This is a genomic window from Pseudolysinimonas kribbensis (assembly GCF_039531715.1).
In the GTDB taxonomy this organism is placed as follows: Bacteria; Actinomycetota; Actinomycetes; order Actinomycetales; family Microbacteriaceae; genus Pseudolysinimonas; species Pseudolysinimonas kribbensis.
The window spans coordinates 1-21633 of sequence record NZ_BAAAQO010000006.1; the positions used below are offsets into that span (position 1 = coordinate 1).

The following is a 21633-nucleotide window of genomic DNA, read 5'->3' on the forward strand; positions in this document are numbered from 1 at the left end:
CGCCACCCACATCCGCCGAACCCCAGCCCGACGACACCGAACGAGCGAAATCATCCTGCGCCGCGAACGTGATGGTGGACAGTGTCACCGTCGCCGCCTTCGTCGCCGTGCTGTTCAGACTGTCCGTCACGGTCAGGGTGATGGTGTGGTCGCCCGGAGCGGTGTAGGTGTGGGTGGCCGTCTTGCCGGACCCGGCCGCCGTCCCATCACCCCAGTTCCACGCGTAACTCAGGCTCGCGCCGTCTGCCGCGGTCGAGGCCGAGGCATCCACCGCGACATCCAGCCCGGTGGGCGTCGTCGTGAAGGATGCGGTGGGCGCGCCGTGCACGACCGTGACCGTGCCGGTCGTCGTGCCGGTCGAACTGTCGTTGTCCGTCACGGTCAGGGTGACCGTGTAGCCGCCCGCGGCCGCGTAGGCGTGGCTCGCCGTCTTACCCGATCCGACCGCCGTGCCGTCACCCCAGTCCCAACTGTAGGAGGTGAGCGTGCCGTCGCTGTCGGTGGACGCCGAGGCATCGACGGAGGCGGTCAGCCCCGACACCGACGATGTGAACGACGCGGTCGGCGCCACGTTGGGTGCCGTCACCGTGACCGACTTGCTCGCGACCGCCGTCCGACCGCTGCTGTCGGTCACGGTCAGCGTGACCGGGTACGTGCCGGCCGCCGCGTACGTGTGCGTCGCCATGACGCCGCTGCCGGCCGCGGTTCCGTCACCCCAGTCCCAGGCGTAGCCCGTCAGGGTACGGCCCGCCGGAGCTGCCGACTGCGACCCGTCGACCGCGATCGCGAGGTCGGTCGGAGTCGCCGTGAACCCGGCGGTCGGCGACGCGATGCCCGCCGCCAGGTCGTACTGCGCGGAGACAGCCGACGCAGGGAGTGTCGTGCCGTAGACCGCCACCTCGTCGACCTGGCCCGAGAAATAGGTGCTCGAAGGCTGGTTCGGCCATCCGCCCAGGTTGTCGCCGCCGACCCGCCAGTAGCCGTTGTAGCTCTGCGCGGTCTTGGCCGTGGGGTCGCTCGCCACCAGGGCTCCGTCGACGTAGAGACGGAGGCCGTCCGTCGGTGAGAGGGTGCCGACCAGCTGGTGCCACGCGCCGTCGTTGAGAGCTGTCGGGCTCGTGAGCGTGCGGGTCGACCCGTCGTAGATGCCGAACGTCACTCGGCCGTTGTTGAGCATGTAGAGGTGCCGGTCGTAGTTCGACGAATTGCCGGTCGCCGAACTGCCGTAGCCGATGATCTTGCCGCCCGTCCGGGTCGTGGTCTTGATCCACGTCTCGACCGAGAAGGTGGTCGTGCTCGACGGGACGGTGGCGGGAGTGCGCACCGTGCCCGTGCTGGAGCCGCTCAGCCGGGATGCCGGGTCGCCGGCGTCGGAGCTGACGGCACCCGGCGTCGTGGTCGTGACGCCGGATCCCACGACGGCGTCTGCACCGCCGGCCCAGTTGCTCGCGTCACCGCCGAGGCGCCAGTAGACGATCGCGCCGTCGTCGAGCACGCGGTCGGCGTACGCCGAGGGGGTGCCGGAGGCCACGGTCACGGGCATCCACGCGCTCGCCTCGCTGTTACCGTCGCCGTCGGTGGCCACGACCCGGTACTGCTGGGAGGAGCCCGGCGTGAGACCGGTGTCCTTCAACTGCACGTTCGGGGTGTTCCACCACGTCGAGTCGGCGACTGTGCTGGCCACGGGCGCGGCGGTGCCTTCCCGGTAGAGGGCGTAGGTCTCATGCAGATCGTCGCGATCCCAGTTGGCCGGGATGCTGACCCGCACCGTGCCCGCGGATTTCGAGGTGGCCGTTCCCGTCCAGGACGGCGCGGCCAGACGCGGACCCATCTTCGCGCCCCCCGCCGGATGGATCGCGAAGCGCACGAGGCCCTGGAACTGGCGGTTGTTCACCGAGCCGAATTCCCCGCCCACCGAGATGTACTGCGTGTTGCCGGTGATCGACAGGCCGGCCTGACCCAGTCCGCTCGCGGTGCCCACCGTGAAGTCCGGGTACCAGGCGTACGGCGACGGCGACGGGGTCCCGCTCCAGTCCTGGTAGATGCTGCTGACACTCGGCGAGCGGGTCAGGATGCCGCCCACGGATGTCGTGAAGGCCTGGATGTAGCGGTAGGTGCGGGTGGGCTGCTCCGGGGCGAGACCCACGGTGTCGCACTGGTGGGTGTGGCTCGTCGTGTAGACGACGGACCCCGTCGAGTAGACGCCGTACTCGTCGCCGTGGCAGTCGGCGACCCAGCGGATGTCGCCCGACCCTGCTTCGGCCGAGAACACCCCCTCGAGATTGCCGGTCGCGACGTTGGCGGTGACCCACCCGGTGCCGTAGACGGCGCCCGAGTCGGCGGTCAGTCCGAAGATTCCCGCTTGACCGGCGTTCGGGCCGGAGCTGGCCCCGTTGATGACGGTGGCGGGAGCCGCCCACGGGAGGATCGAGCCGTCCGTGAGGTCGAGCGCGGCCAGGCCGCGCTGCGCGACGCCGTTCACGCCGCCGAACCGGCCGCCGATGATGAGCTTGGTGTTGGTCGGGTCCATGACCATGGCGTCGGTCTGCAGGTCCGTCGTCGGCGCCCAGCCGAGGAGGGCGCCGTTCGCGGTCGAGAAGGCCGCCAGGTTCTGGCGCGCGACCCCGTTGGCCTGGGTGAACAGACCGCCCACGTACAGCGTGTTGGCGGTCGCCACCATGGCATACACGCCCGAGCCGCCGACGGACGGGTTGAATCCGGCGACCAGCTGACCGGTCGTCGCATCGACGGCGGCGACCGTGTAGCGCGTCTGGCCGTTGACCTGGTTGAACGACCCGCCGAGGTAGATCCGGCTGCCGTCGGGCGACGCGGCGATCGACTTGACCACGCCGTTCACGGCGGGCGCCCAGGCGGTCAGGTTTCCGGTGGTGATGTCGTACGCGAGGACGTTGCTCCGCGGCGTCAGCGTGCCGGAGCCCGGAGCGGCTCCGGCCTGCCGGGCGTTCGAGAAACTGCCGGCCGCGTACACGGTGCTGCCGATCATGGTCTGCGCCCAGACGTAGCCCGAGTCGATCTGCACGGTGGGGAGGGCGTCCGCCGTGACGAGGTTGCCGTCGCGCTGCTGGATGTTGGCCGGAGACGGGAGCGGGTCGGCATGCGCCGACTGCACCGAAAGGACGGTGAGGCCGACGGCCGTGAGTGCGGCCACGGCCGTGACCGCGAGGATCCGCGTCGTTGCTGCTGAGATGGCGTTCATCGTGGCTCCGATGCTCATGACACGGTTTCGGTGAATTGGGCGACCGGCGTTCCGGCAGCGTGACTGACCGTCACGGTGACCTGACGGCCCTGGGGATGGGACAGCATGAAGACGTAGGAACCGGTCGCCGTGGCGCCCGGTGCGACCACGCCGTGAAAGGGCACGCCCTTGCCGGCGGTCGTCGCCACGGCGAAGGTCCCGTCCGAGGCGACGACGTTCACGTACGCCGAGTCGACGCTGGCGGTCGCGGTGCCCGCGTTGTCGACCTCCACCTTGACGACGACGGCGGCTCCGTCGATCTCGCCCGGCGTCTTCGCCGTGACCTTGATGGCGGTGACGCTCGCGATGCGGATCGAGACCCCGCCGCCGACCTTCGCGGCGGCACCCGCCCGCGCGCCCACCGTCGGCTCCGGCGTCGGCGATGCCACCTGCTGGTCGACGGTGCCGCCGCTCGGAGCGGGGACCGGCTTCTTGACGCTATGGGTCGGCAGGGTGGTCGCCGGCTGGGGTGTCGCGGGGACGCACGCGGTCAGGGCCGTGGCAGCGACGACGAAGGACAGCAGGAGGAGCGACGGCCGTGGGAGACGCGCGCGGAATGCCGCTCGGAGCGCGGCTGCGGTCCGGGGGTGGACGGAACCAACTCGGTTTCGCACGCGGGGGGACGTGTTCACGGGAATCCTGTGTATCGGGGGGTATAACAGGACGGCGGCGATGCGGGTCGGGGGACACACTCGCTGCGCACATACTAGTGAATGGACTTCGGCGTCGCGCCCCCCTTCCGGGGGACCCCGGTTGTCCCCCGCAGCCCATCGCGGACCGCCCGCAGCGCCGGCGCGATGGTGCGGCGGGGCGAGCGGAACTGCCGCCGGCCTCCTTGGAGCAGGACGAGAAGCGCCATGCGTGGCGCGCCCCGTCGCCATCGACGGATCGACACCCGGTCGAGGTGCTTGCGCGCGAAGATCAGGCGGTTCCGGATGTTGAAGTAGTAGTAGATCGGCGACTTGGCCCCCACCGGGCCGCCGCTCGCGTGGGTCGCCCCCTCGTCGTGCACGGCGGTCAGACCCTCGTCGACACGGACCACTCCCCCGGCCGCCCACACGCGCCAACAGAGGTCGACGTCCTCCCAGTACAGGAAGTAGTCATGGTCGAAGCCGCCGGAGGCATCCCAGAGTCGCGAGGAGATCGCGAAGCACGCCCCGCTGACCCACCGCACCACGTCCGCCTCGGGGATGAACGCCGGACGCACCCGGGACGCCCGCATCCGGCCGTCCGCGAGGTAGAGGTCCTGGAGCTCGGCGAAGCTCGTCCCGTCGGGTCGCACGACGAGGGGCGCCACCAGTTCCATCGGCTTCTCGCGCACCCGGGCGAGGAGCTTCACGACGGCAGCAGGGTCCAGGTGCGCGTCCGGATTCAGGATCAGGAACTCCGTGGCGCCCGCGGCCCTCGCGGCCGCGACGCCGAGAGCGACGCCCGCGCCGAAGCCGACGTTGATCGGCGATGGCACGACGACCCAGCCGTGCCGGCGCCCGACGTCGCTCATCGCCTCGCTCTCGGCCTCCGAGGTCCGGTTGTCGACGACGACGCCGAGAACATCCGGCAGCCCGGTCAGGGTCGATGACAGGTTGCGTTCGACCAGATCGTGCGATCCGTAGTTGACCACCACGACGGCACGACGCCCCGCGGCTTCTGCGCCGGTGGACTCGGGCACTACTCTTGACCGCTCGGCGCCGTCGGTGCCGGGCGCCGTTCGACCGCCGGGAGAGGCTCCGTGAGACCCTTGCGCATCCTCCAATCGTTTCCGCCTCCTCGGCCCACGACCAATCCCTACATCATCATGCTGGATCGGGCGCTGGCCGCCACCGAGGGAATCGAGCACCATCGCTTCGGATGGCGCCGCGCCCTCGCGGGTCGATACGACGCGATCCACTTCCATTGGCCCGAGACCCTCTTCAACGCGCGCAGCCCGCTGCGGCGCCTGGCGAAGAGGTGGCTGTTCGTCGCGCTGATCCTCCGGCTGCGCGTGTCCCGGACGGCGGTCGTCCGCACGGTGCACAACCTCCAGCCGCCGACCGGGCTGACCCCTCTGCAGCGTTGGCTGCTCTCCGCGGTCGATCTCCGGACCGACCTCCGGATCCTCATCGGCGAGACGACCGAGCTGCCGCCCGGGCTGCCCACGGTCACGATCCTGCATGGCGACTACCGGCCGTGGTTCGCGGGGATCACCCGTCGCTCGCCGATCCCCGGGCGCCTCGCCTTCGTCGGGCTGATCCGCCGCTACAAGGGCGTGGAGACGTTGATCACGTCCTTCCGGGGACTGCGGGGCGATGGGGTGAGCCTCGCCGTGTCGGGGAACCCGACCTCGGACGAGCTCGCCGACGAGATCCGCGGGCTCGCGGCGGAGGATCCGCGCGTCGTGCTCCGCCTCGAGTTCCTCGACGACGCCGACTTCGTCGCCGCGATGACCGAGGGCAGCCTGGTCGCGCTGCCGTACCGGTTCATGCACAACTCGGGCAGCGTTCTCGCCGCACTCTCGCTCGACCGTCCCGTCCTCGTTCCGCGCAACGATGCCAACGAGGCACTGGCGACGGAGGTCGGTCCGGGATGGATCAGCATGTACGACGGCGAGCTCGACACCGCTGCGCTCGACGCCGCCCTCGACGAGGTCTCCCGACCGCGCGCGCCGCACCCCGACCTGTCGCGTCGGGGATGGGAGCGGACCGGAGAGCGGCATGCGCAGGCGTACGCTCGCGCGGTCCGCCTGCGACGCGGGGGCGCGAGCGCGGTCCCCGATGCGGACGGGGAGCCGTCGACACCATGACCCGTCGCCTGACGGTCGCGATCGCCACCTACCGGCGGCCCGAGCGGCTCGCCCGCGCGATCGGCGAGGTCGCCGACGCCCTCGGCGAGCTCGCCGACGTCGACGGCGAGATCCTCGTCGTCGACAACGACCCCGACGGATCGGCGGCCCCGGTCGCCCGCGCGGTGCGCTATGTCCTCGAGCCGGAGCCCGGTCTGAGCGCCGCGCGCAACCGCGCTCTCGACGAAGCCGCGGGGGCCGATCTCCTCGTGTTCATCGACGACGACGAACGGCCGACGCCGGGATGGCTCCCCGCGCTGCTCCGGGTCCTCGACGAATGCGGCGCCGATGCCGTGGCCGGGAGGGTGGTGACCGCCCTGCCCACCCCGATCGATCCCTGGCTGACCGCGGTCGGCGCCTTCGTGCGCCCCACCCGGATCGATCGGCAGGTGATGCCGCAGGCCGCGACCAACAACCTGCTGCTGCGCATGGCGGCCGTCCGCGCCAGCGGCGTGCGGTTCGATCCCCGCTTCGGGACCACGGGGGGCGAGGACAGCCTCTTCACGCTGCAGTTCTCCCGATCGGGGTACGTCATCCGCTGGGCGCAGGACGCCGTCGTCGTCGAGGATGTGCTGCCGCAACGCGTCGATCGCCACTGGATCCTGATGCGTGCCTACCGCAACGGCACGACGTCGGCGCGACTCGCGGCGGTCCTCGCCACCGGTCGCGCCGGTCGCATCCGGGCGCGCGCCGCGTCCATCGCCGGAGGCCTGTTGCGCGTGGCGGCGGGCGGTGCGCGCTGGCTCCTGGGAGTCCTCTTCCGCTCGCTGCGTTGGCGGTCGACGGGCACGCGCGCGATGTACCGCGGTGCCGGGTTCGTGGCGGGAGCCCTGGGTCGGGGTTACGAAGAGTACGCGCGTCGCTGAGTGCAGGTCACACCGGGGCTGTCGACACCAGCAGACGGGCGACGGACTCCGCCACCTCGTGCACCTGCCGGATGGTCAGGGCATGCTCGCGCCGCCCGCGTGTGTGCCCATCCGCGATGCTCAGCGGGTCGCGGATCGGCAGGAAGGGCAACCGGCGCTCCCGGGGCGGGGTGCCGGCGCCGCGACGGGCGTCGAGGTGCCGGGCGAACGCGGCGACCGCCTCCTCTCCCGAGAGGGACGGGTCCCGCCGGAAGTCCCCGCCGAGCCACAGCGCCTCTCGCAGCGTGAAGATCCTCGATCGGGCCTCGGGCGACAGCGTCGCGACCGCGGCACGATTGGAGCGCGATGCGGTGAGGACGATCCTCGCCTGCTCGATGCGGGCGGTCCGGGTGCGCAGTGAGAGGTGCTCGGCGTCGAACTGGGCCCACGCCGGGTCGGCCCCGTCATGCCGCGCGACCAGCTCGCAGATGCGACCTCGGGGCACGGCGCGCAGTCCGGCGCTTCCGACCCGCACCGAGTCGAACGCCGAGGAGCCGCGCAGGATCCGCTCCATGACGAATTCCGCGTGCGGCGACCGGCAGACGTTGGCGGTGCAGACGATCAGCACGGTGGCGTGTGCGAGCCTGGTCAGCGCTCCTCCTCGGGGGCGGGGGGCATGATCCGGGCGAGCCTAGCGCACGGTTCGGCGACGAGATAGAGTTCGCACTCGAGGGGCCCTCACGGCCCCACCTCGACGCGTCCCCCCGCTCGCCGACGAAAGACTGCCCGATGACTCGTATCGGCTACGCCGCAGGAGCATTCGACCTGTTCCACATCGGCCACCTCAACATCCTCCGCCACGCGAGGAGCGCGTGCGATCGCCTCATCGCCGGCGTGGTCTCCGACGAGATGCTCGAGCGCACCAAGGGCGTCACGCCGATCGTCCCGCTGGCGGAGCGCCTGGAGATCGTGCGGGGTATCCGCTACGTCGACGACGCCGTCGTCGAGTCCGTTCCGGAGAAGATGGATGTCTGGCGCGAGCTGCGTTTCGACGTCTTCTTCAAGGGCGACGACTGGCGCGGCACGGAGAAGGGCCTGCGCCTGGAACGGCAGTTCGCCGAGGTGGGCGTCGAGGTCGTCTACTTCCCCTACACGGTGAGCACGTCGAGCACGGCCCTGCGGCGCGCCCTGACCGCGCTCGAAGGCGAGGAGCGCACCTCCGGCTCGCTCCCGGTCTGAGGCGCTTGCTAGCATGACGGCCGAGCGTCACGACCGTCCACGCGTTCGATCGAGAGTGGGCACCGCATGTCCCGAGGCGACGTCCTCGTGGTCGGGGCGGGTCTGTACGGACTGACCGTCGCCGAACGTCTGGCCGAGCGCGGCTTGCACGTCGACATCGTCGAGCGCCGATCGCACATCGGGGGCAACGCATACAGCGAGCGCGATCCCGGGACCGGCATCGAGATCCACCGCTACGGAGCGCATCTGTTCCACACCTCGAACGAGCGTGTGTGGGACTACGTCCGCCGCTTCACCGGGTTCACCGACTATGTGCACCGGGTGTACACGACGCACCGCGGCGAGGTCTTCCCCCTGCCCATCAACCTCGGAACGATCAACCAGTTCTTCCGGAGCTCCTTCGGTCCCGCCCAGGCACGGGAGTTGATCGCGTCCCAGACCGGCGATGCGAGTGCCGACCCGGAGTCCCTGGATGCCAAAGGCATCTCGCTCATCGGCCGTCCGCTCTACGACGCCTTCATCCGCGGATACACCGCCAAGCAGTGGCAGACCGACCCGCGGGAGCTGCCGGCGTCGATCATCTCGCGCCTCCCGGTGCGGTACACCTACGACAACCGCTACTTCAACGACACGCACGAGGGCCTGCCGGTCGACGGATACACCCCCTGGTTCGAACGGATGGCGGACCATCCGCGCATCGACGTCCATCTCGGCGTCGACTTCCTCGACCCCGGATCTCCCTTCTCCCGGGATGCCGCCCTCGGCCGGATCCCGGTGTTCTACAGCGGTCCCGTGGACAGGTATTTCGGGTACGACGACGGCCGCCTGTCGTGGCGCACCCTCGACTTCGAGGTGGAGACGCTCGACACGGACGACTTCCAAGGCACCTCGGTGATGAATTACGCCGACGCCGATGTGCCGTTCACCCGCATCATCGAGTTCCGCCACTTCCATCCCGAGCGCGAGCACGCGGGAGGGCGGACCGTCATCGCCCGCGAGTTCTCGCGCTGGGCCGAGCCGATCGACGAGCCGTATTATCCGGTCGCCGGGAACGGCGACCGCGAGGTCCTGCAGCGATACCGGCAACGGGTCGCCGAGCTGCCGGATGTCGTGTTCGGCGGCCGGCTCGGGAGCTACCAGTACCTCGACATGCACATGGCGATCGCCTCCGCCCTGGTCGCGGCATCAACCTTTCTCGAAGGCGACCGATGACCCAGCACCGGCGCGTGGTCTTCTTCCTGGACTCGGGACTCGACCCGGACGACTACGCCGATCGCTGGCGCCGCGGCCTGGTGCCCGATCGACTGCCCTACGGGATCGAGCACGCGCCGGAGGGCTGGACGTTCGAGATCGCGGCACGGCGGGTGCCGCGGGGCCTCCGGCGGATCGGCCGATTCCTGCACGGACGGCTGGGATTCGACCTGCTCCGCGCGCTCGTCAACCGTCGCGCGTTGTCCCGGGCCGATGCGGTCTACTGCCATACCGAGGTCGAGTACCTCGCGGTCGCAGCCGTCCTGCCCCGGCACGGCGGCCCGATCCTCGCCGGGCAGACGATCTGGATCTTCCATCGCTTCGCATCCCTCCCGGTTCTGCGCCGACGACTGGTACGCCGTCTGATCCGTCGCGTCGACCTCCTGATCGCCAACGCCGAGCCGAACGTCGAGCTCGGCAGGGCGATCGCGCCGGCGGCCGTCCACCGCTACCTGCCGTTCGGAATCTCCCGGGCGTTCGCCTCGGACGACCGCCGGCCCGGCAGCCCGCAGGTGCTCGGGGTGGGCAACGACGCCGCGCGGGACTGGGACGTCTTCGCACACGCCGTCGAAGATGCCGGTGTCGTCGACGTCCGCGTCGCGAGCAAGGCGCCGGTGCACGTGCGCGGCACCGACGTCGCGGTGGCCACGTCCGGGCTGGCCGAGCTGCGCGAGCTCTACGCGACCTCGGCCCTGGTGCTGCTCGCGGCCCGGGAGAACGCGCACGCCAGCGGGATCACCACCCTCCTCGAGGCGGCCGCGGCGGGGACCCCGGTGGTCGCGACACGCACCGGCGGGCTCGACGCCTACTTCACGGACGACGAGGTCGCCTTCGTCGAGCCCGGCTCCCGCGACGCGTTGAGCGCAGCCGTTCGCCGCGACCTGGCCGACCCGGCAGCGCGAGAACGGCGGGGACGTGCCGCCCGGGAGGCGATGGATCGCTCTGCGCTCTGGAACGACTGCTACTGGCGGCGGGTCGTCGACGAGCTCTCGGGGCTTCCGCTCGGGTCGCGGCCCTGACACCCGATCTGGTGTCATCGGCATCCCGCCACGGATCCCCACCGGGCCTACACTGAACGCGGACGATCCGGCGGGATCGGCCGTAGGGGGGAAATCCGATGAGCCGGTCGAAGGCGGCCCGCGCCCGCGCGATGGCCTACCGCGCCCTGGCCTACCGCGCCTGGTTCGTCGCCCCGGCCGAGGCAGAGGTGCCGGACATCGCGATCATCACCGACGCGCGCCTGCAGGAGCGCGAGCACCGCCGCCAGTTGCGGCGGGCCCAGTTCGGGTTGTTCGATTCACCGACGCCACGCGTCGCATCGACCGCGGTCTGAGCGCGTCTGCCGGGCGGCATCGGCGGTCTTCGGTAACCTGCCGACATGTCGTGCATCCGCTTCAACACCCCGGCGCAGCGCGCGCAGCTGGCCGCGCTCGCCCCGTCGATGCTGACGCCCGAAGAGGTCGCGGCGCAGCATCCGGCTCCCCCGGTGACCGACTCGAAGATCCGCCGCCTGCGGGCGCTCGCCTCCGACGCGAACCCGAAGATCCGGGCCAGCGCCGCCTCCAGCTATCACCTGCCGGATGACGTCGCCGCGACGCTCGCGCACGACCCCGACGCCGAGGTGCGTGGCTGGCTGGCGCGCAACGAGACCGTGTCGTGCGATCTGCTGCGCGAGCTCGCGCACGACGAGACGGAGGCGGTGCGCGCGTTCGTCGCGATCAACTACTACGCACCCGAGGACGCGATGAGCGAGCTCGCCGACGACCCGTCCGCGACTGTGCGCCGGCTCGTCGCCTGGAAGGCGTCGCTGCGCGACACCGTCTCGGCCTAGATCCGCTCCCGCAGCTCGGGCCAGCTGGCTCCGAACCCCGGATGCAGCGGCAGCCGCGCGACCTCGTCCATCGGCACCCAGCGCAGTTCGGCGCTCTCGGCGTCGCCGACGAACGGCTCGAAGAGCTCGCGGGCGTGGGCGAGCACCGTCGTGTACGACCAGTAGCCGACGTCGAAGATCGAGCTGCCGAGCACGTGGACGAGTTCCGGCGGTACGCCTGCCTCCTCGTCGGCCTCGCGCACGGCCGCCTGTTGCGGCGTCTCGCCCGCCTTGCGTGCCCCGCCCGGGATGCCCCACGTGCCGCCGAGGTGGCTCCACTCGGCGCGCAGCTGCAGCAGCACGCCGGCATCCGGATGCCGCAGCAGCAGTCCCGCCGCGCCGTACAGCCCCCAGAAGCGGCCGTGCGCACCCTCGACCCAGACGTCCTCCGGCCCCCGTGGCCGACGCTGCGTCGGATCGTGCTGGGCGCGCGCCATGAGATTCAGCCTAGGTGTGCAGGGCTGGTGCTCGACGTCGGAGCATGTGCCTAGGGTCGGGAGCATGGCATCCGGCATCGTCCCTCCCTACCTGCTCACCCGGCTGGCGCAGGCCGGCCAGCCGCACCTGCAGGAGGCGGCGCTCGCGGCCCGCCGCACGCTCGACCACGACGACGATCGCCGTGCGGCGCGCCTGTCGCTGAGCGTCGAGGGCGGCTCGCTCGTCGCGGAGCTCAGTGCCGGCCCCGAACGCACCATCTCCGATGCGAAGCACACCGACACGCTCCCGGGCACGACGGTGCGCGCCGAGGGGGATCCCGCCGTCGACGACGTCGCCGTGAACGAGGCCTACGACGGGCTCGGAGCGACCTTCGAGCTCTACGCCGACGTCTACGACCGCAACTCGATCGACGGGCGCGGCCTGCCGCTGGACGGCAGCGTGCACTATGAGAAGGACTACGACAACGCGTTCTGGAACGGCGAGCGGATGGTGTTCGGCGACGGCGACGGACAGGTGTTCGGCCGGTTCACCGTCTCGGTCGACGTCATCGGTCACGAGCTGACCCACGGCGTGACGCAGTACACGGCCGGGCTCGTCTACAAGGACCAGGCGGGCGCGCTCAACGAGTCGATCTCCGACGTCTTCGGCTCGCTCGTGCTGCAGTACTCGCACAAGCAGACGGCGGCCCAGGCGACCTGGCTGATCGGGCAGGGGTTGTTCACGGCGCGGGTGAAGGGCGTGGCGCTGCGGTCGATGAAGGCGCCGGGGACGGCGTACGACGATCCGGTGCTCGGCAAGGATCCGCAGCCGGCGACCATGGCGGGCTACGTCGAGACGGAGGACGACGACGGCGGGGTGCACACCAACTCGGGGATCCCGAACCACGCGTTCTACCTCGTGGCCACCGGAATCGGCGGATACGCCTGGGAGAAGGCGGGGCGGATCTGGTACGACACCCTGCTGGCGGGCATGAAGCCGACGACCGACTTCGCCGGATTCGCCGCCCTCACCCTCGCCGCCGCGACCAAGCGCTACGGTGAGGGATCGGCCGAGGCCGACGCGGTCCGCGCCGGCTGGTCGGGAGTGGGAGTGGCGATCGATGGCGGCGGCGCGAGCTGAGCTGAGCATCGTGGTCGTCCGCTCGGGCGGGTTCACGGGCATCAGCCGGCGCTGGGCGATCGAGCGGCCCGATCCCGACGACGACTGGGTCGCGCTGGTCGAGGCGTGCCCCTGGGGTCAGGTCGCCGCGGATCGCGAGAGCCGCGACCGCTTCACCTGGCGGATCGAGGCCCGCGTGGCGCGACGCCACCACCGCGCGTCCGTGCCGGACCGCGAGCTCACGGGGCCCTGGCGCGAGCTCGTGGACCGGGTGCAGCGCGACGGGTCCAGCGATGTCTGACGCGCGCGTGGACTCCTGGTTGTGGGCCGTGCGGCTCGTGAAGACCCGCTCGGCGGCGACCACGCTGTGCAAGGCCGGTCACGTGCGCATCAACGGCGACCGGGCGAAGCCGGCCCAGCACGTCTCCCCCGGCGACGAGGTCCGCTTCGCCGTGGAGGGCGGGTCACCGCGCGTGGTCGTCGTGCGGGATGCCGCCCTGCAGAAGCGCGTCGGCGCGCCGATCGCGCAGGCGGCCTACGAGGACCACAGCCCCCCGCCCCCGCCGCCCGAGGAGCGGCTGTTCCTCGGGGTGCGCGACCGCGGCGCGGGACGCCCGACGAAGCGCGACCGCCGCGACATCGAGCGGCTGCTGGGTCGGGACTAGGCCGCGGCCGCCTCGCCCAGCCCCGCTTCGATCGCGGCGACGACCGCCGGGTCGTCGGGCTTGGTGCTCGGACGGAAGCGCGTGATCTCGCCACCCGGGGTGATGACGAACTTCTCGAAGTTCCACTGGATCCGGCCCGCCTTGCCGTCGGCCGCCTCCACCTGGGTGAGCTCGGCGTAGAGCGGGTGCTTGTGGCGGCCGTTGACCCGGATCTTGTCCATGAGCGGGAAGGTCACCCCGTAGGTGGTGGAGCAGAACTCCTTGATCTCGTCGGTCGAGCCCGGCTCCTGGCCGAGGAACTGGTTGCACGGGAACCCGAGCACCGTGAACCCGCGCGCCTCGTAGTCCTTCTGCAGCTGCTCCAGCTGCTCGTACTGCGGGGTCAGCCCGCACTTCGACGCGACGTTGACGACGAGCACGACCTTGTCGGCGTAGTCGCCGAGCGTCGTGCTCCCCCCGTCGATGGTCGTGAGCCGGATGTCCCTGATCGCCTCGACGTTCCCCATGATTTTGCATGCTAAGCCCGGCGACCGCCGCGGCGCTGGACGTAGCCTGAGGCCATGACCACCGAGTTCGTGCACGACGAGAGGGCGCACCGCTACACGATGCTCGTGGGCGGCGAACCGGTCAGCTTCCTCGAGTACCAGGACCACGGCTCCTCGCTCGTGTTCCACCACACCGTCACGATCCCGAAGTTCCGCGGCAGGGGCTTCGCCGCGAAGCTCGTCGAGCACGCCGTGAACGACGTGCAGGCCGCGGGCCGCGGTCCGATCACCCCGACCTGCTGGTTCGTCGCCGAGTGGTTCGACCGGCATCCGGAGCGCGCGGGGCTGCTCGCCGCGCGCTAACCCAGCTCGATCGCCAGCTCGCGCGCCCGGAGGATCGCGGCCTCGAGCGATGCCACCGCCTCGTCCCGCCGATCGGCGAGCACCTCGAGGTCGGGCGCGAGCGTGAGCTGGGCCACGATGCGATGCGGCGTCATCCCCATCGAGGCGCCGAAGACGACCTCGAGCGCGGCGGTGCCGTGGTCCCAGTCCGCCGGATTGTCGGCCGGGCCGTACGCGGCGCCGCGGCTCGACACCAGCACGACGGGTCGGCCGCGCAGCGGAAGCTCGCCGGGGGCGAACCCGGCCGTGACGCCCGGCACGTGCACGTGGTCCACCCAGGCCTTGAGCGTCGACGGCATCGAGTAGTTGTACATGGGCACGGCGATCAGGAGCACGTCGGCGGCGAGCAGCTCGCCGATGTAGCGCCGCTGTCCGGCCTCCCACCCCGCGGGGCGCTCCCCCGGCATCTCGCCTGCCGGCCAATGCAGGGCCGACGACGGCAGATGCGGCGGCGGGTCGGCGTGCAGGTCGCGGGCGACGAGGTGGTGGTCGGGCCCCAGGGCCGACCACGCCTCCGTGAAGGCCGCGGTGACGGCGCGGGAGCGGGAGCGGTCGCCGCTCGCGGAGGAATCGAGGCGCAGGAGGGTGGGCATCGTGTCAACGGTAGTGCTGGACTGGACCCGTGGATTCCGCTCCCGCCTATCGCGCCGCCGACATCCGCGCCGCGGAGCGGCCGCTGCTCGACGCGGGCGTGCCCCTCATGGCCCGGGCCGCCGCCGGGCTGGCGACGGAGTTGCGCCGGCTCGCAGGACCCCTCCTCGTGCTGGCCGGCTCCGGCAACAACGGCGGCGACGCGCTGTTCGCGGCCGCATCGCTCGTCGCCGAAGGGCGCACGACGCGCATCGTCGTCCTCGGCGATCGCGTCCACACCGCCGGGCTGGATGCGGCCCTCGCCGCGGGTGCCACCCGGCATGACCCGGTGGAGGCGCTCGGGCTCGCGCACGGCGCAGTCGTCGTCGACGGCATCCTCGGCACCGGCAGCGCCGGGTGCCCCGCGCTGCGCGGGTCCGCCCGCGACGTCGTGGAGGCGCTGCGCCCGCTCGCCCCGACCGTGGTCGCCGTCGACCTGCCGAGCGGCGTCGACCCGGACACGGGCGACGTGCCCGACCCGGCCGTGCTGCGCGCCGCCGTGACCGTGACGTTCGGGGCGCTGAAGCCGGGGCTTCTGCGCGAGCCCGGTGCCGGGTACGCGGGACGCGTCGTGCTCGTCGACATCGGGCTCGACCTGTCGCGGTTCACGCCCGCTTCATGAGACAGGGGTGAGGCGGAAGATGCGCAGCACGCGCCCCGACGCCCGCTCGTAGCCGCGATATCCGGGCCAGTGCTCCTCGAGCTCGCGCCACACGGCCTCGCGCTCGTCGTCGCCGATCGGCACGGCGTGCACCGGGATCCGCCGGCCGAGCACGCTCACGGCGGCATCCGGATTCCTCAGGAGGTTGGCCGTCCAGGCGGGGTGCGAGCCGCGCGCGAAGTTGCTGCCGGTGACCAGCATCCGGCCGTCGGGCTCCGGGCAGTACATGAGGGTCGTGTCGCGCTCCTGCCCGCTCTTCGCACCGATGGTGTGCAGTACGAGGGAGGGCAGCAGCAGGCCGCTGAGCGGCACCCGGCCGCCGGTGAGCCGCGTCATCATCCGCTCGAGCGGCGGCATGATGGCCGGGCCGACGCGGCGGAAGAGACGCGTGCGGGAGAACCAGGCGACGGGGCGGCGGAAGATGCGGGGCAGCACGGCACGATTCTGCCCCGGGCGGGCCGCTCCGATCACGTGGTCGGAGGGCCCGCCCGGGCGGATCCGGCCTCGGTTACGCCGTCGGCGGCACCGGATCGGTCTCGACCGACTCCGCGCCCTCGAGCAGCGCCGGGGCCGCCGCGAGCGCCTTCGGCCGGGTCACGGCGAGCACGATCGTGTACACGACGCCGGCCGCGATGAGGCCGAGCGACCACAGCGGCAGCCAGTCGAAGGCGCCGCCCTGACCGGGCCGGAGGTTGCCCCAGATCGGGATGGCGAGCACCGCCACGCCGATCACCGGAACCACCAGCCAGAGGAAGGGGTTCTTCCGGATGCCGCGCGCCCGGAACCGGAAGAACTGCACGAACAGCGCCACATTGGTGACGGTGTACATGATGACGACGCCGAAGATGCCGAAGGTCGAGAGGAATCCGACCGTCGTTCCCGGGTCGGTCACGATCGTCGACAGCACCCCGATCAGGATGCTGGGCGCGACGAACGCGATGGCGGCGGCCCACGGGGTCTTGAACCGTGCGCTGGACTTCGCCAGGGGACGCGGCCAGATGCCGCCGCGCGCTCCGGCGAACAGCACGCGGGACGTCTGGGTGTTCGCGGCGATGTACGAGCTCGTGACGCTGACCAGGAAGATGGCCGCGAGGAACGGCACCATGAACGCACCGCCCACGTGCAGGAAGAGCGCGCCGGCGGTCGCGAACGGGTTGCCGTCCTTCGCGAGCCTGGATCCGTCATTGCCGAAGGCCGCGACGACCGCCCACGAGCCCAGTACGTAGATCAGCCCGCTGATGAGCACCGAGCCGACGAGCGCGATGGGCACGTTCCGGCGCGGATTGGAGGTCTCCTCGGCGAGCGGGGCGGACGCCTCGAAGCCGCCGAAGGCGACCACCGCGAGGCTGAACGACAGGAAGATGTTCGACGCCTCCGTGCCGGTCGGCCAGGCGAACGCCGCGCCGCTGATCCCGTGCGTGCCCCCCTGGAAGAGGACGGACAGGCTGATGACCAGCAGCACCACGATCTCGATGAGGTACAGCACGATCGTCACCCGCACGCCGAACTGGAGGCCCAGGATCACCGGGATGACCACGATCGCGCCGTAGACGATCGTCGTGATGATCGTCAGCCCCACGTGCGGCCCGGTCACTCCGAACACGTTCGTGACGATGTAGTCGCCGACGAAGATGTAGATGCCCGAGAAGGTGATGATGTAGCCGAGCACGGTGATCACACCGGTCGCCGTGCCGACGGCCGCCCCGAAGGTGCGGCTGATGTAGGTCACGAACGACCCCGAGCTCGGGTAGACGCTCGAGAACTGGGCCAGGCTCAGGCCGGTGGCGAGGAACCCCACGGTCGAGATCAGGAAGACCAGCGGCACCGAGGCCCCCGCCAGGGAGGCGATGACGCCGGTCGTGAAGAACAGGTTGAAGGCGGGCGCGATCTGCGCCAGGCCCGGCAGCATGACACCGAGCAGGCCCAGCTTCTTGCGCGGCGCCAGTGTCTCGCCCGCAGGGACGGTTGCGGTCATTCGTGGTTTCCGTTCTCGAGCAGGAATCCGACGAACTCGGAGTTGAAATCGTCGGGGTGCTCCCAGATGCAGCCGTGGCCGCCTGGGGTGGTGCGGAAGGTCGCGCCGGGGATCAGCTCGGCGAGCTCGCGGGAGAGCCGGGTGGGGATGAGGATGTCCTCCTCGCCCGCGAGCACCAGGGTGGGGATCTTCGCGAGCTCACCGAGTCGGGCGCTCTCGTCGAAGTTCTGGATCACGGCCAGCTGTGCCAGGTAGGCCGGCACCGGCTGGTCCATGTAGCGCATGGCGGTCTCGAACTCCGCGAGCTCGTCGCCGCGCTCGCGGAAGAAGTCGAGGGTGAACGCCCAGAGCGTCACGTCGCGCATGACCTGCGGCACGCCCATCACGCTGGCCGTGTCGGCCCACATCGCGAACATCCGGGAGCAGAAGGGTCCGGGCGCGGCGTAGGTGCAGGCGAGGGTGAGACTGCGGAGTTCGGCGCCGTAGGAGAGCGCATAGCTCTGGGCGATCATCCCGCCCATCGAGACGCCCATGAGGTGGTACGACCCGAGGCCGAGGTTCTCGACGACCGCGTGCGCGTCGTCGGCCAGCTGCTCGGCGCTGTACGGGCCGGCCGGCTTTGACGTGCGCCCGATGCCGCGGTTGTCGATCGTGACCACCCGGAATCCCTTCTCGAGCAGCGCGGGGGTCTGGTACGCCCAGGTCTCGAGCTCGTCGGCGAGGCCGTTGATGAGCACGACGGTCTCGGCGCCGTCGCCCTCGACCTCGTACCGGATGTCGATGTCGTTGGCGTGGAGGAAGGGCATGGGGATCTCCTAGCTCTCGGAGTGGGTTCGGTGGTGCAGTTCGCGGAGGGTGTCGGTGGTGAGCAGCGCGTGAACGGCCATGAGGCGGGCCGCGTCTTCGCCGCGCCCCTCGATCACGGCCTGGGCGATGTCGGCATGCTGGGTGACGGCCTTGGCCCGGACATCGGGGTTGTAGGGCTCGGCCTCGAACCCGAGGCTGACCTCGTGCCGCAGTCGGAGGCTGAGCTCGGCCAGCTGCGGATTGCCGGCGGCCGCCGCGACGGCTCGGTGGAAGGTGAGGTCGGCGAGCCGCGACGCCTCGCGGTCGCCCTCGGCATCGACGTACGCCTGGACTCCCGCCCGGATCCGCTCCACGTCCTGGGGTGTGCGGCGCTCGGCGGCGGTGCGGGCGATCTGCTGGTCGATGAGCGAGCGGAAATCGAGTGTGACCTCCAGCTGCGCCCACTCCGGCTCCAGCGCACGCCGGACCATCGAATCGGAGGCCGGACCCCACTGCGACACGACGGTGGCGCCGCCGTTGCGACCCCGCGTGATCTTGAGGTAGCCGAGCGCCGAGAGTCGGGTCAGCGCCTCCCGCACGGTGGTCGGGCTCACCTCGAGCATCCCGGCGAGCTCTGCGATCGACGGGAGCTTCTGCCCCACGATGAAGTGGCCCAGAGCGATCGCCGTCACGAACCGGTCGGCGATACGGGCGGCCGCGGTCTCCGCGACGAAGGGGCGCAGGGCGCCGCCCGCGGCATCCTGGCTCACCGCGCTCGCGCGGCTCATGCCGCGTACCAGTCGCGCAGGACGCGCGCGACGACCCGCGCGCAGTCGGCGATGCTCGCGATCTCGACCGCCTCGTCGGTGCCGTGCATGTTGCGGGTTCGCGGGCCGTAGGCGGCGGCCGGCACGCCGAAGCGGTTCACGTAGAACCGGGCGTCGGTCGTGGAGCCCATGCTCACGAGCGCCGGTGCGGCGCCATGCACCTCGCGGTGCGCCGCCTCGATCGCGCGGACGATAGGGGTGTCCGGATCCTGCGCGTAGCCCTCGGCGCGGAACCCGTTCAGGCGGAACACGGGCGGGTGCTCGGCGAGCCACGGATCGGCCGCGGTCGCCGTCAGCACCGCCTCCCGCACGCGGTCGAAGGCGTCGTCGCTCGTCCATGCTCGCGGATACCCGACCCGCACCCCCAGGCGCGCCACCGGCGGCACGCTCGAAATCCAGTCCCCGGCGGCCACGGTGCCGACGCTGACGTTGTACGGGTGGGCGATGGGGGCGAAGGCCGGGTCGGGGTCCTGCGCATGCGCCGCGTCGAGTTCGCGCTCGAACCCCTGCAAGGCGTCGATCACGCGCTGGATGCCGAGGATCGGATTGACCGCGCCGCCGGCCGCCTCGACGTGCGCCGCCCGACCGGCGATCTCGATCTCGATCCAGATGATGCCGATGCCGGCCAGCAGCACGTCCAGCTCCGTGGGTTCGAGCAGGATCGCGGCCTCGGCGAGCACGCCCGCGCGCGCCGCCGCGAGGGTGCCGTTGCCGGTGTACTCCTCCTCGATGGCGGCGACCCAGGAGAGACGCCCGTCGCCCAGCCAGCCCGGCTCCGCCTGGTCGAGCGCCCAGAGCGCGAGCAGACCCGCGGCGAAGCCGCCCTTCATGTCGGCGGCACCCCGGCCGCGAAGCCAGCCATCGACGACGCGGGGCGCGAACGGCGGCGAGCTCCAGGGACCGCTCTCGTCCGCCGGCACCACGTCGATGTGACCGTTGATGAGCAGGCTGCGGCCTCCCCCGACGCCGCGATGACCGATCACGTCGTACCGTCCCGCGTACGAGGCGCTCGGAACCCCGGCCAGCGGATCCTCGCCGATGGACTCCGGGATCGCGAGGCGCTCGACCGCGAACCCGATGGCCTCGAGCTCCGAGGCGAGTACCTCCTCGGCGCCCTGCTCCTGCCCGACCGTGCTCGGCTCCGCGACCAGCCGCTGGAGCACCTCGAGCGCGCGCGGGAGCAGCTCGTCCACCGTGGCGTCCAGGGAGGAGCGGGACATCGGCGCCTTTCCGTTAAACAAACATTCTTTGTTTGTTTTCCCAGACGGTAGCGGTTCGCGACCCCGAGGGGAAGAGGCAAAACCCCACCGTCCTCCTCGCGGGAACATACGAACGCATCGTTTGGTTGACTCATCCCGTGAAGAAGATCGGATTCCTCTCGTTCGGGCACTGGTCGAACTCCCCCGGTTCGCTGACCCGCAACGCCTCCGACGTGCTCCTGCAGTCGATCGACCTCGCGGTCGCGGCCGAGGAGGTCGGCGCCGACGGCGCGTACTTCCGGGTGCACCACTACGCGAACCAGCTCGCGAGCCCGTTCCCCCTGCTCGCCGCCGCCGGAGCCAAGACCAGTCGCATCGAGCTCGGCACGGGCGTCATCGACATGCGCTACGAGAACCCGCTGTACATGGCCGAGGACGCCGGCGCCGCCGACCTCATCGCCGGAGGCCGGCTCCAGCTCGGCGTGAGCCGCGGGTCACCGGAGCAGGTCGTCGACGGGTACCGCTACTTCGGGTACGAGGCCCCGGAGGGCTCGACGATGGCCGACGTGGCGCGCAACAACACCGGCGTGTTCCTGCAGGTGATCGACGGCGCCCGGTTCGCGGAGCCGAACCCGCGCCCGATGTTCCCCAACCCGCACCCGGGGCCGCTCGGCATCCAGCCGCAGTCCCCCGGGCTGCGCGACCGCATCTGGTGGGGCGCCGGCTCCGACTCGACGGCCGTCTGGGCGGCCGAGCAGGGCATGAACCTCATGAGCTCCACGCTCAAGGAGGACGAGAGCGGCGAGCCGCTGCACGTGCAGCAGCGCAAGCAGATCGAGAAGTTCCAGGCGGCATGGGCCGAGGCGGTCCACGAGCGCACCCCGCGCACCTCGGTGAGCCGGTCGATCTTCACCATCACCTCCGACCGCGACCGCGCCTACTTCGGCGGCGGCAGCCGCGAGGGCGACGACACGTTCGGCGTCATCGACGACTACCGCGCCGTCTTCGGTCGCACCTACGCGGCCGAGCCCGACGCGCTCGTCGAGCAGCTCCGCGAAGACGAGGCGATCGCCGCGGCCGACACGCTGCTGCTCACCGTGCCCAACCAGCTGGGCGTGGACTACGTCGCAGGTCAGTTGCAGTCGATCATCACCGACGTGGCGCCCGCGCTCGGCTGGCGCTGAGCCC

The 21633-nt window shown here is 71.3% G+C and carries 25 protein-coding genes; 13 read left to right on the forward strand and 12 right to left on the reverse strand.

Going from position 1 to position 21633, the window contains the following annotated elements:
• The 3 genes from ABD285_RS16725 to ABD285_RS16735 form a co-directional block, all read right to left on the reverse strand.
• Nucleotides 1–3235: PKD domain-containing protein (locus tag ABD285_RS16725; protein ID WP_344203678.1), on the reverse strand; the 3235-nt coding region annotated here is incomplete at its 3' end.
• Entirely contained in the window at nucleotides 3232–3645 is a 414-nt protein-coding gene (locus tag ABD285_RS16730; RefSeq protein WP_284252223.1) for a hypothetical protein, read from the reverse strand. The genes ABD285_RS16725 and ABD285_RS16730, both read right to left, overlap by 4 nt.
• Nucleotides 3646–3962: 317 nt before the next feature.
• Nucleotides 3963–4925 (reverse strand): glycosyltransferase family 2 protein, encoded by a 963-nt coding sequence (locus ABD285_RS16735; RefSeq protein WP_344203680.1) that lies wholly within the window; start codon nucleotides 4923–4925, stop codon nucleotides 3963–3965.
• Between the two features lie 126 nt (nucleotides 4926–5051).
• On the opposite strand from ABD285_RS16735, the gene ABD285_RS16740 reads away from it, so the two are divergent.
• Nucleotides 5052–6035: a glycosyltransferase family protein gene (locus ABD285_RS16740; RefSeq protein WP_284252229.1), complete on the forward strand. Its 984-nt coding sequence runs from the start codon at nucleotides 5052–5054 to the stop codon at nucleotides 6033–6035.
• Nucleotides 6032–6940 (forward strand): glycosyltransferase family 2 protein, encoded by a 909-nt coding sequence (locus ABD285_RS16745; protein WP_284252231.1) that lies wholly within the window; start codon nucleotides 6032–6034, stop codon nucleotides 6938–6940. The genes ABD285_RS16740 and ABD285_RS16745 overlap by 4 nt, the downstream gene beginning before the upstream one ends.
• A gap of 7 nt (nucleotides 6941–6947) precedes the next feature.
• On the opposite strand, the gene ABD285_RS16750 is transcribed toward ABD285_RS16745, so the two are convergent.
• A complete protein-coding gene (locus tag ABD285_RS16750; RefSeq protein WP_284252233.1) occupies nucleotides 6948–7547 on the reverse strand; it encodes an arsenate reductase/protein-tyrosine-phosphatase family protein in 600 nt (199 codons plus the stop codon).
• A gap of 161 nt (nucleotides 7548–7708) precedes the next feature.
• Here ABD285_RS16750 and ABD285_RS16755 point away from each other — a divergent pair, with 161 nt between their 5' ends.
• The 5 genes from ABD285_RS16755 to ABD285_RS16775 all read left to right on the forward strand — a co-directional run bounded on the left by ABD285_RS16755 (nucleotide 7709) and on the right by ABD285_RS16775 (nucleotide 11240).
• Entirely contained in the window at nucleotides 7709–8158 is a 450-nt protein-coding gene (locus ABD285_RS16755) for an FAD synthase family protein (RefSeq protein WP_284252235.1), read from the forward strand.
• A gap of 66 nt (nucleotides 8159–8224) precedes the next feature.
• The gene (gene glf / locus ABD285_RS16760) at nucleotides 8225–9370 is read left to right on the forward strand and encodes a UDP-galactopyranose mutase (protein ID WP_344203683.1); all 1146 of its coding nucleotides are present in this window, start codon (nucleotides 8225–8227) and stop codon (nucleotides 9368–9370) included.
• Complete coding sequence (locus ABD285_RS16765) at nucleotides 9367–10428, forward strand: glycosyltransferase family protein (RefSeq protein ID WP_344203685.1); 1062 nt, start codon at nucleotides 9367–9369, stop codon at nucleotides 10426–10428. Before glf ends, ABD285_RS16765 begins: the two co-directional genes overlap by 4 nt.
• 98 nt (nucleotides 10429–10526) lie before the next feature.
• Nucleotides 10527–10742 (forward strand): hypothetical protein, encoded by a 216-nt coding sequence (locus ABD285_RS16770; RefSeq protein WP_284252240.1) that lies wholly within the window; start codon nucleotides 10527–10529, stop codon nucleotides 10740–10742.
• 45 nt (nucleotides 10743–10787) lie between these two features.
• Nucleotides 10788–11240, forward strand: a complete 453-nt coding sequence (locus ABD285_RS16775) for a hypothetical protein (protein WP_344203688.1) — start codon at nucleotides 10788–10790, stop codon at nucleotides 11238–11240.
• Here the strand turns inward: ABD285_RS16775 and ABD285_RS16780 are convergent.
• Entirely contained in the window at nucleotides 11237–11716 is a 480-nt protein-coding gene (locus ABD285_RS16780; RefSeq protein ID WP_284252243.1) for an NUDIX hydrolase, read from the reverse strand. The two genes, ABD285_RS16775 and ABD285_RS16780, sit on opposite strands and share 4 nt — an antisense overlap.
• 64 nt (nucleotides 11717–11780) lie before the next feature.
• On the opposite strand from ABD285_RS16780, the gene ABD285_RS16785 reads away from it, so the two are divergent.
• The 3 genes from ABD285_RS16785 to ABD285_RS16795 are packed head-to-tail and all read left to right on the forward strand — an operon-like array spanning nucleotide 11781 to nucleotide 13480.
• Nucleotides 11781–12836, forward strand: a complete 1056-nt coding sequence (locus tag ABD285_RS16785) for a M4 family metallopeptidase (protein ID WP_344203690.1) — start codon at nucleotides 11781–11783, stop codon at nucleotides 12834–12836.
• Nucleotides 12817–13116, forward strand: a complete 300-nt coding sequence (locus ABD285_RS16790; protein ID WP_344203692.1) for a protealysin inhibitor emfourin — start codon at nucleotides 12817–12819, stop codon at nucleotides 13114–13116. Before ABD285_RS16785 ends, ABD285_RS16790 begins: the two co-directional genes overlap by 20 nt.
• The gene (locus tag ABD285_RS16795) at nucleotides 13109–13480 is read left to right on the forward strand and encodes an RNA-binding S4 domain-containing protein (protein ID WP_344203694.1); all 372 of its coding nucleotides are present in this window, start codon (nucleotides 13109–13111) and stop codon (nucleotides 13478–13480) included. Before ABD285_RS16790 ends, ABD285_RS16795 begins: the two co-directional genes overlap by 8 nt.
• Here the strand turns inward: ABD285_RS16795 and ABD285_RS16800 are convergent.
• Complete coding sequence (locus ABD285_RS16800; RefSeq protein WP_344203697.1) at nucleotides 13477–13986, reverse strand: glutathione peroxidase; 510 nt, start codon at nucleotides 13984–13986, stop codon at nucleotides 13477–13479. The two genes, ABD285_RS16795 and ABD285_RS16800, sit on opposite strands and share 4 nt — an antisense overlap.
• Nucleotides 13987–14040: 54 nt before the next feature.
• Here ABD285_RS16800 and ABD285_RS16805 point away from each other — a divergent pair, with 54 nt between their 5' ends.
• A complete protein-coding gene (locus tag ABD285_RS16805; RefSeq protein WP_284252247.1) occupies nucleotides 14041–14328 on the forward strand; it encodes a GNAT family N-acetyltransferase in 288 nt (95 codons plus the stop codon).
• Here the strand turns inward: ABD285_RS16805 and ABD285_RS16810 are convergent.
• On the reverse strand, nucleotides 14325–14960 hold the full coding sequence (locus ABD285_RS16810; RefSeq protein WP_344203699.1) for an FMN-dependent NADH-azoreductase: 636 nt from the start codon (nucleotides 14958–14960) through the stop codon (nucleotides 14325–14327). The genes ABD285_RS16805 and ABD285_RS16810 overlap by 4 nt on opposite strands.
• Nucleotides 14961–14989: 29 nt before the next feature.
• Between ABD285_RS16810 and ABD285_RS16815 the strand changes: the two genes are divergently transcribed.
• Nucleotides 14990–15619, forward strand: a complete 630-nt coding sequence (locus tag ABD285_RS16815) for an NAD(P)H-hydrate epimerase (RefSeq protein WP_284252253.1) — start codon at nucleotides 14990–14992, stop codon at nucleotides 15617–15619.
• Here the strand turns inward: ABD285_RS16815 and ABD285_RS16820 are convergent.
• The 5 genes from ABD285_RS16820 to ABD285_RS16840 form a co-directional block, all read right to left on the reverse strand.
• On the reverse strand, nucleotides 15614–16093 hold the full coding sequence (locus tag ABD285_RS16820) for a nitroreductase family deazaflavin-dependent oxidoreductase (RefSeq protein ID WP_344203701.1): 480 nt from the start codon (nucleotides 16091–16093) through the stop codon (nucleotides 15614–15616). The two genes, ABD285_RS16815 and ABD285_RS16820, sit on opposite strands and share 6 nt — an antisense overlap.
• 73 nt (nucleotides 16094–16166) lie before the next feature.
• The gene (locus tag ABD285_RS16825; protein ID WP_344203703.1) at nucleotides 16167–17633 is read right to left on the reverse strand and encodes an APC family permease; all 1467 of its coding nucleotides are present in this window, start codon (nucleotides 17631–17633) and stop codon (nucleotides 16167–16169) included.
• Nucleotides 17630–18439, reverse strand: a complete 810-nt coding sequence (locus ABD285_RS16830; RefSeq protein ID WP_344203707.1) for an alpha/beta fold hydrolase — start codon at nucleotides 18437–18439, stop codon at nucleotides 17630–17632. The genes ABD285_RS16825 and ABD285_RS16830 overlap by 4 nt, the downstream gene beginning before the upstream one ends.
• Nucleotides 18440–18448: 9 nt before the next feature.
• Nucleotides 18449–19207 (reverse strand): FadR/GntR family transcriptional regulator, encoded by a 759-nt coding sequence (locus ABD285_RS16835; RefSeq protein WP_284252260.1) that lies wholly within the window; start codon nucleotides 19205–19207, stop codon nucleotides 18449–18451.
• The gene (locus ABD285_RS16840; RefSeq protein ID WP_344203709.1) at nucleotides 19204–20466 is read right to left on the reverse strand and encodes a M20/M25/M40 family metallo-hydrolase; all 1263 of its coding nucleotides are present in this window, start codon (nucleotides 20464–20466) and stop codon (nucleotides 19204–19206) included. Before ABD285_RS16840 ends, ABD285_RS16835 begins: the two co-directional genes overlap by 4 nt.
• Before the next feature lie 137 nt (nucleotides 20467–20603).
• Between ABD285_RS16840 and ABD285_RS16845 the strand changes: the two genes are divergently transcribed.
• Nucleotides 20604–21629 carry an LLM class flavin-dependent oxidoreductase gene (locus ABD285_RS16845; RefSeq protein ID WP_344203710.1) on the forward strand — a complete coding sequence of 342 codons (1026 nt, stop codon included), beginning with the start codon at nucleotides 20604–20606 and terminating at the stop codon, nucleotides 21627–21629.
• The last annotated feature ends 4 nt before the right edge of the window (nucleotides 21630–21633 follow it).

Coding starts and splice junctions, on each gene's coding strand:
- ABD285_RS16740 (WP_284252229.1), top strand. CDS start 5,052: ATGCTGGATCGGGCGCTGGCCGCCACCGAGGGAATCGAGCACCATCGC.
- ABD285_RS16745 (WP_284252231.1), top strand. CDS start 6,032: ATGACCCGTCGCCTGACGGTCGCGATCGCCACCTACCGGCGGCCCGAG.
- ABD285_RS16755 (WP_284252235.1), top strand. CDS start 7,709: ATGACTCGTATCGGCTACGCCGCAGGAGCATTCGACCTGTTCCACATC.
- glf (WP_344203683.1), top strand. CDS start 8,225: ATGTCCCGAGGCGACGTCCTCGTGGTCGGGGCGGGTCTGTACGGACTG.
- ABD285_RS16765 (WP_344203685.1), top strand. CDS start 9,367: ATGACCCAGCACCGGCGCGTGGTCTTCTTCCTGGACTCGGGACTCGAC.
- ABD285_RS16770 (WP_284252240.1), top strand. CDS start 10,527: ATGAGCCGGTCGAAGGCGGCCCGCGCCCGCGCGATGGCCTACCGCGCC.
- ABD285_RS16775 (WP_344203688.1), top strand. CDS start 10,788: ATGTCGTGCATCCGCTTCAACACCCCGGCGCAGCGCGCGCAGCTGGCC.
- ABD285_RS16780 (WP_284252243.1), bottom strand. CDS start 11,716: ATGGCGCGCGCCCAGCACGATCCGACGCAGCGTCGGCCACGGGGGCCG.
- ABD285_RS16785 (WP_344203690.1), top strand. CDS start 11,781: ATGGCATCCGGCATCGTCCCTCCCTACCTGCTCACCCGGCTGGCGCAG.
- ABD285_RS16790 (WP_344203692.1), top strand. CDS start 12,817: ATGGCGGCGGCGCGAGCTGAGCTGAGCATCGTGGTCGTCCGCTCGGGC.
- ABD285_RS16795 (WP_344203694.1), top strand. CDS start 13,109: ATGTCTGACGCGCGCGTGGACTCCTGGTTGTGGGCCGTGCGGCTCGTG.
- ABD285_RS16800 (WP_344203697.1), bottom strand. CDS start 13,986: ATGGGGAACGTCGAGGCGATCAGGGACATCCGGCTCACGACCATCGAC.
- ABD285_RS16805 (WP_284252247.1), top strand. CDS start 14,041: ATGACCACCGAGTTCGTGCACGACGAGAGGGCGCACCGCTACACGATG.
- ABD285_RS16810 (WP_344203699.1), bottom strand. CDS start 14,960: ATGCCCACCCTCCTGCGCCTCGATTCCTCCGCGAGCGGCGACCGCTCC.
- ABD285_RS16825 (WP_344203703.1), bottom strand. CDS start 17,633: ATGACCGCAACCGTCCCTGCGGGCGAGACACTGGCGCCGCGCAAGAAG.
- ABD285_RS16830 (WP_344203707.1), bottom strand. CDS start 18,439: ATGCCCTTCCTCCACGCCAACGACATCGACATCCGGTACGAGGTCGAG.
- ABD285_RS16835 (WP_284252260.1), bottom strand. CDS start 19,207: ATGAGCCGCGCGAGCGCGGTGAGCCAGGATGCCGCGGGCGGCGCCCTG.
- ABD285_RS16840 (WP_344203709.1), bottom strand. CDS start 20,466: ATGTCCCGCTCCTCCCTGGACGCCACGGTGGACGAGCTGCTCCCGCGC.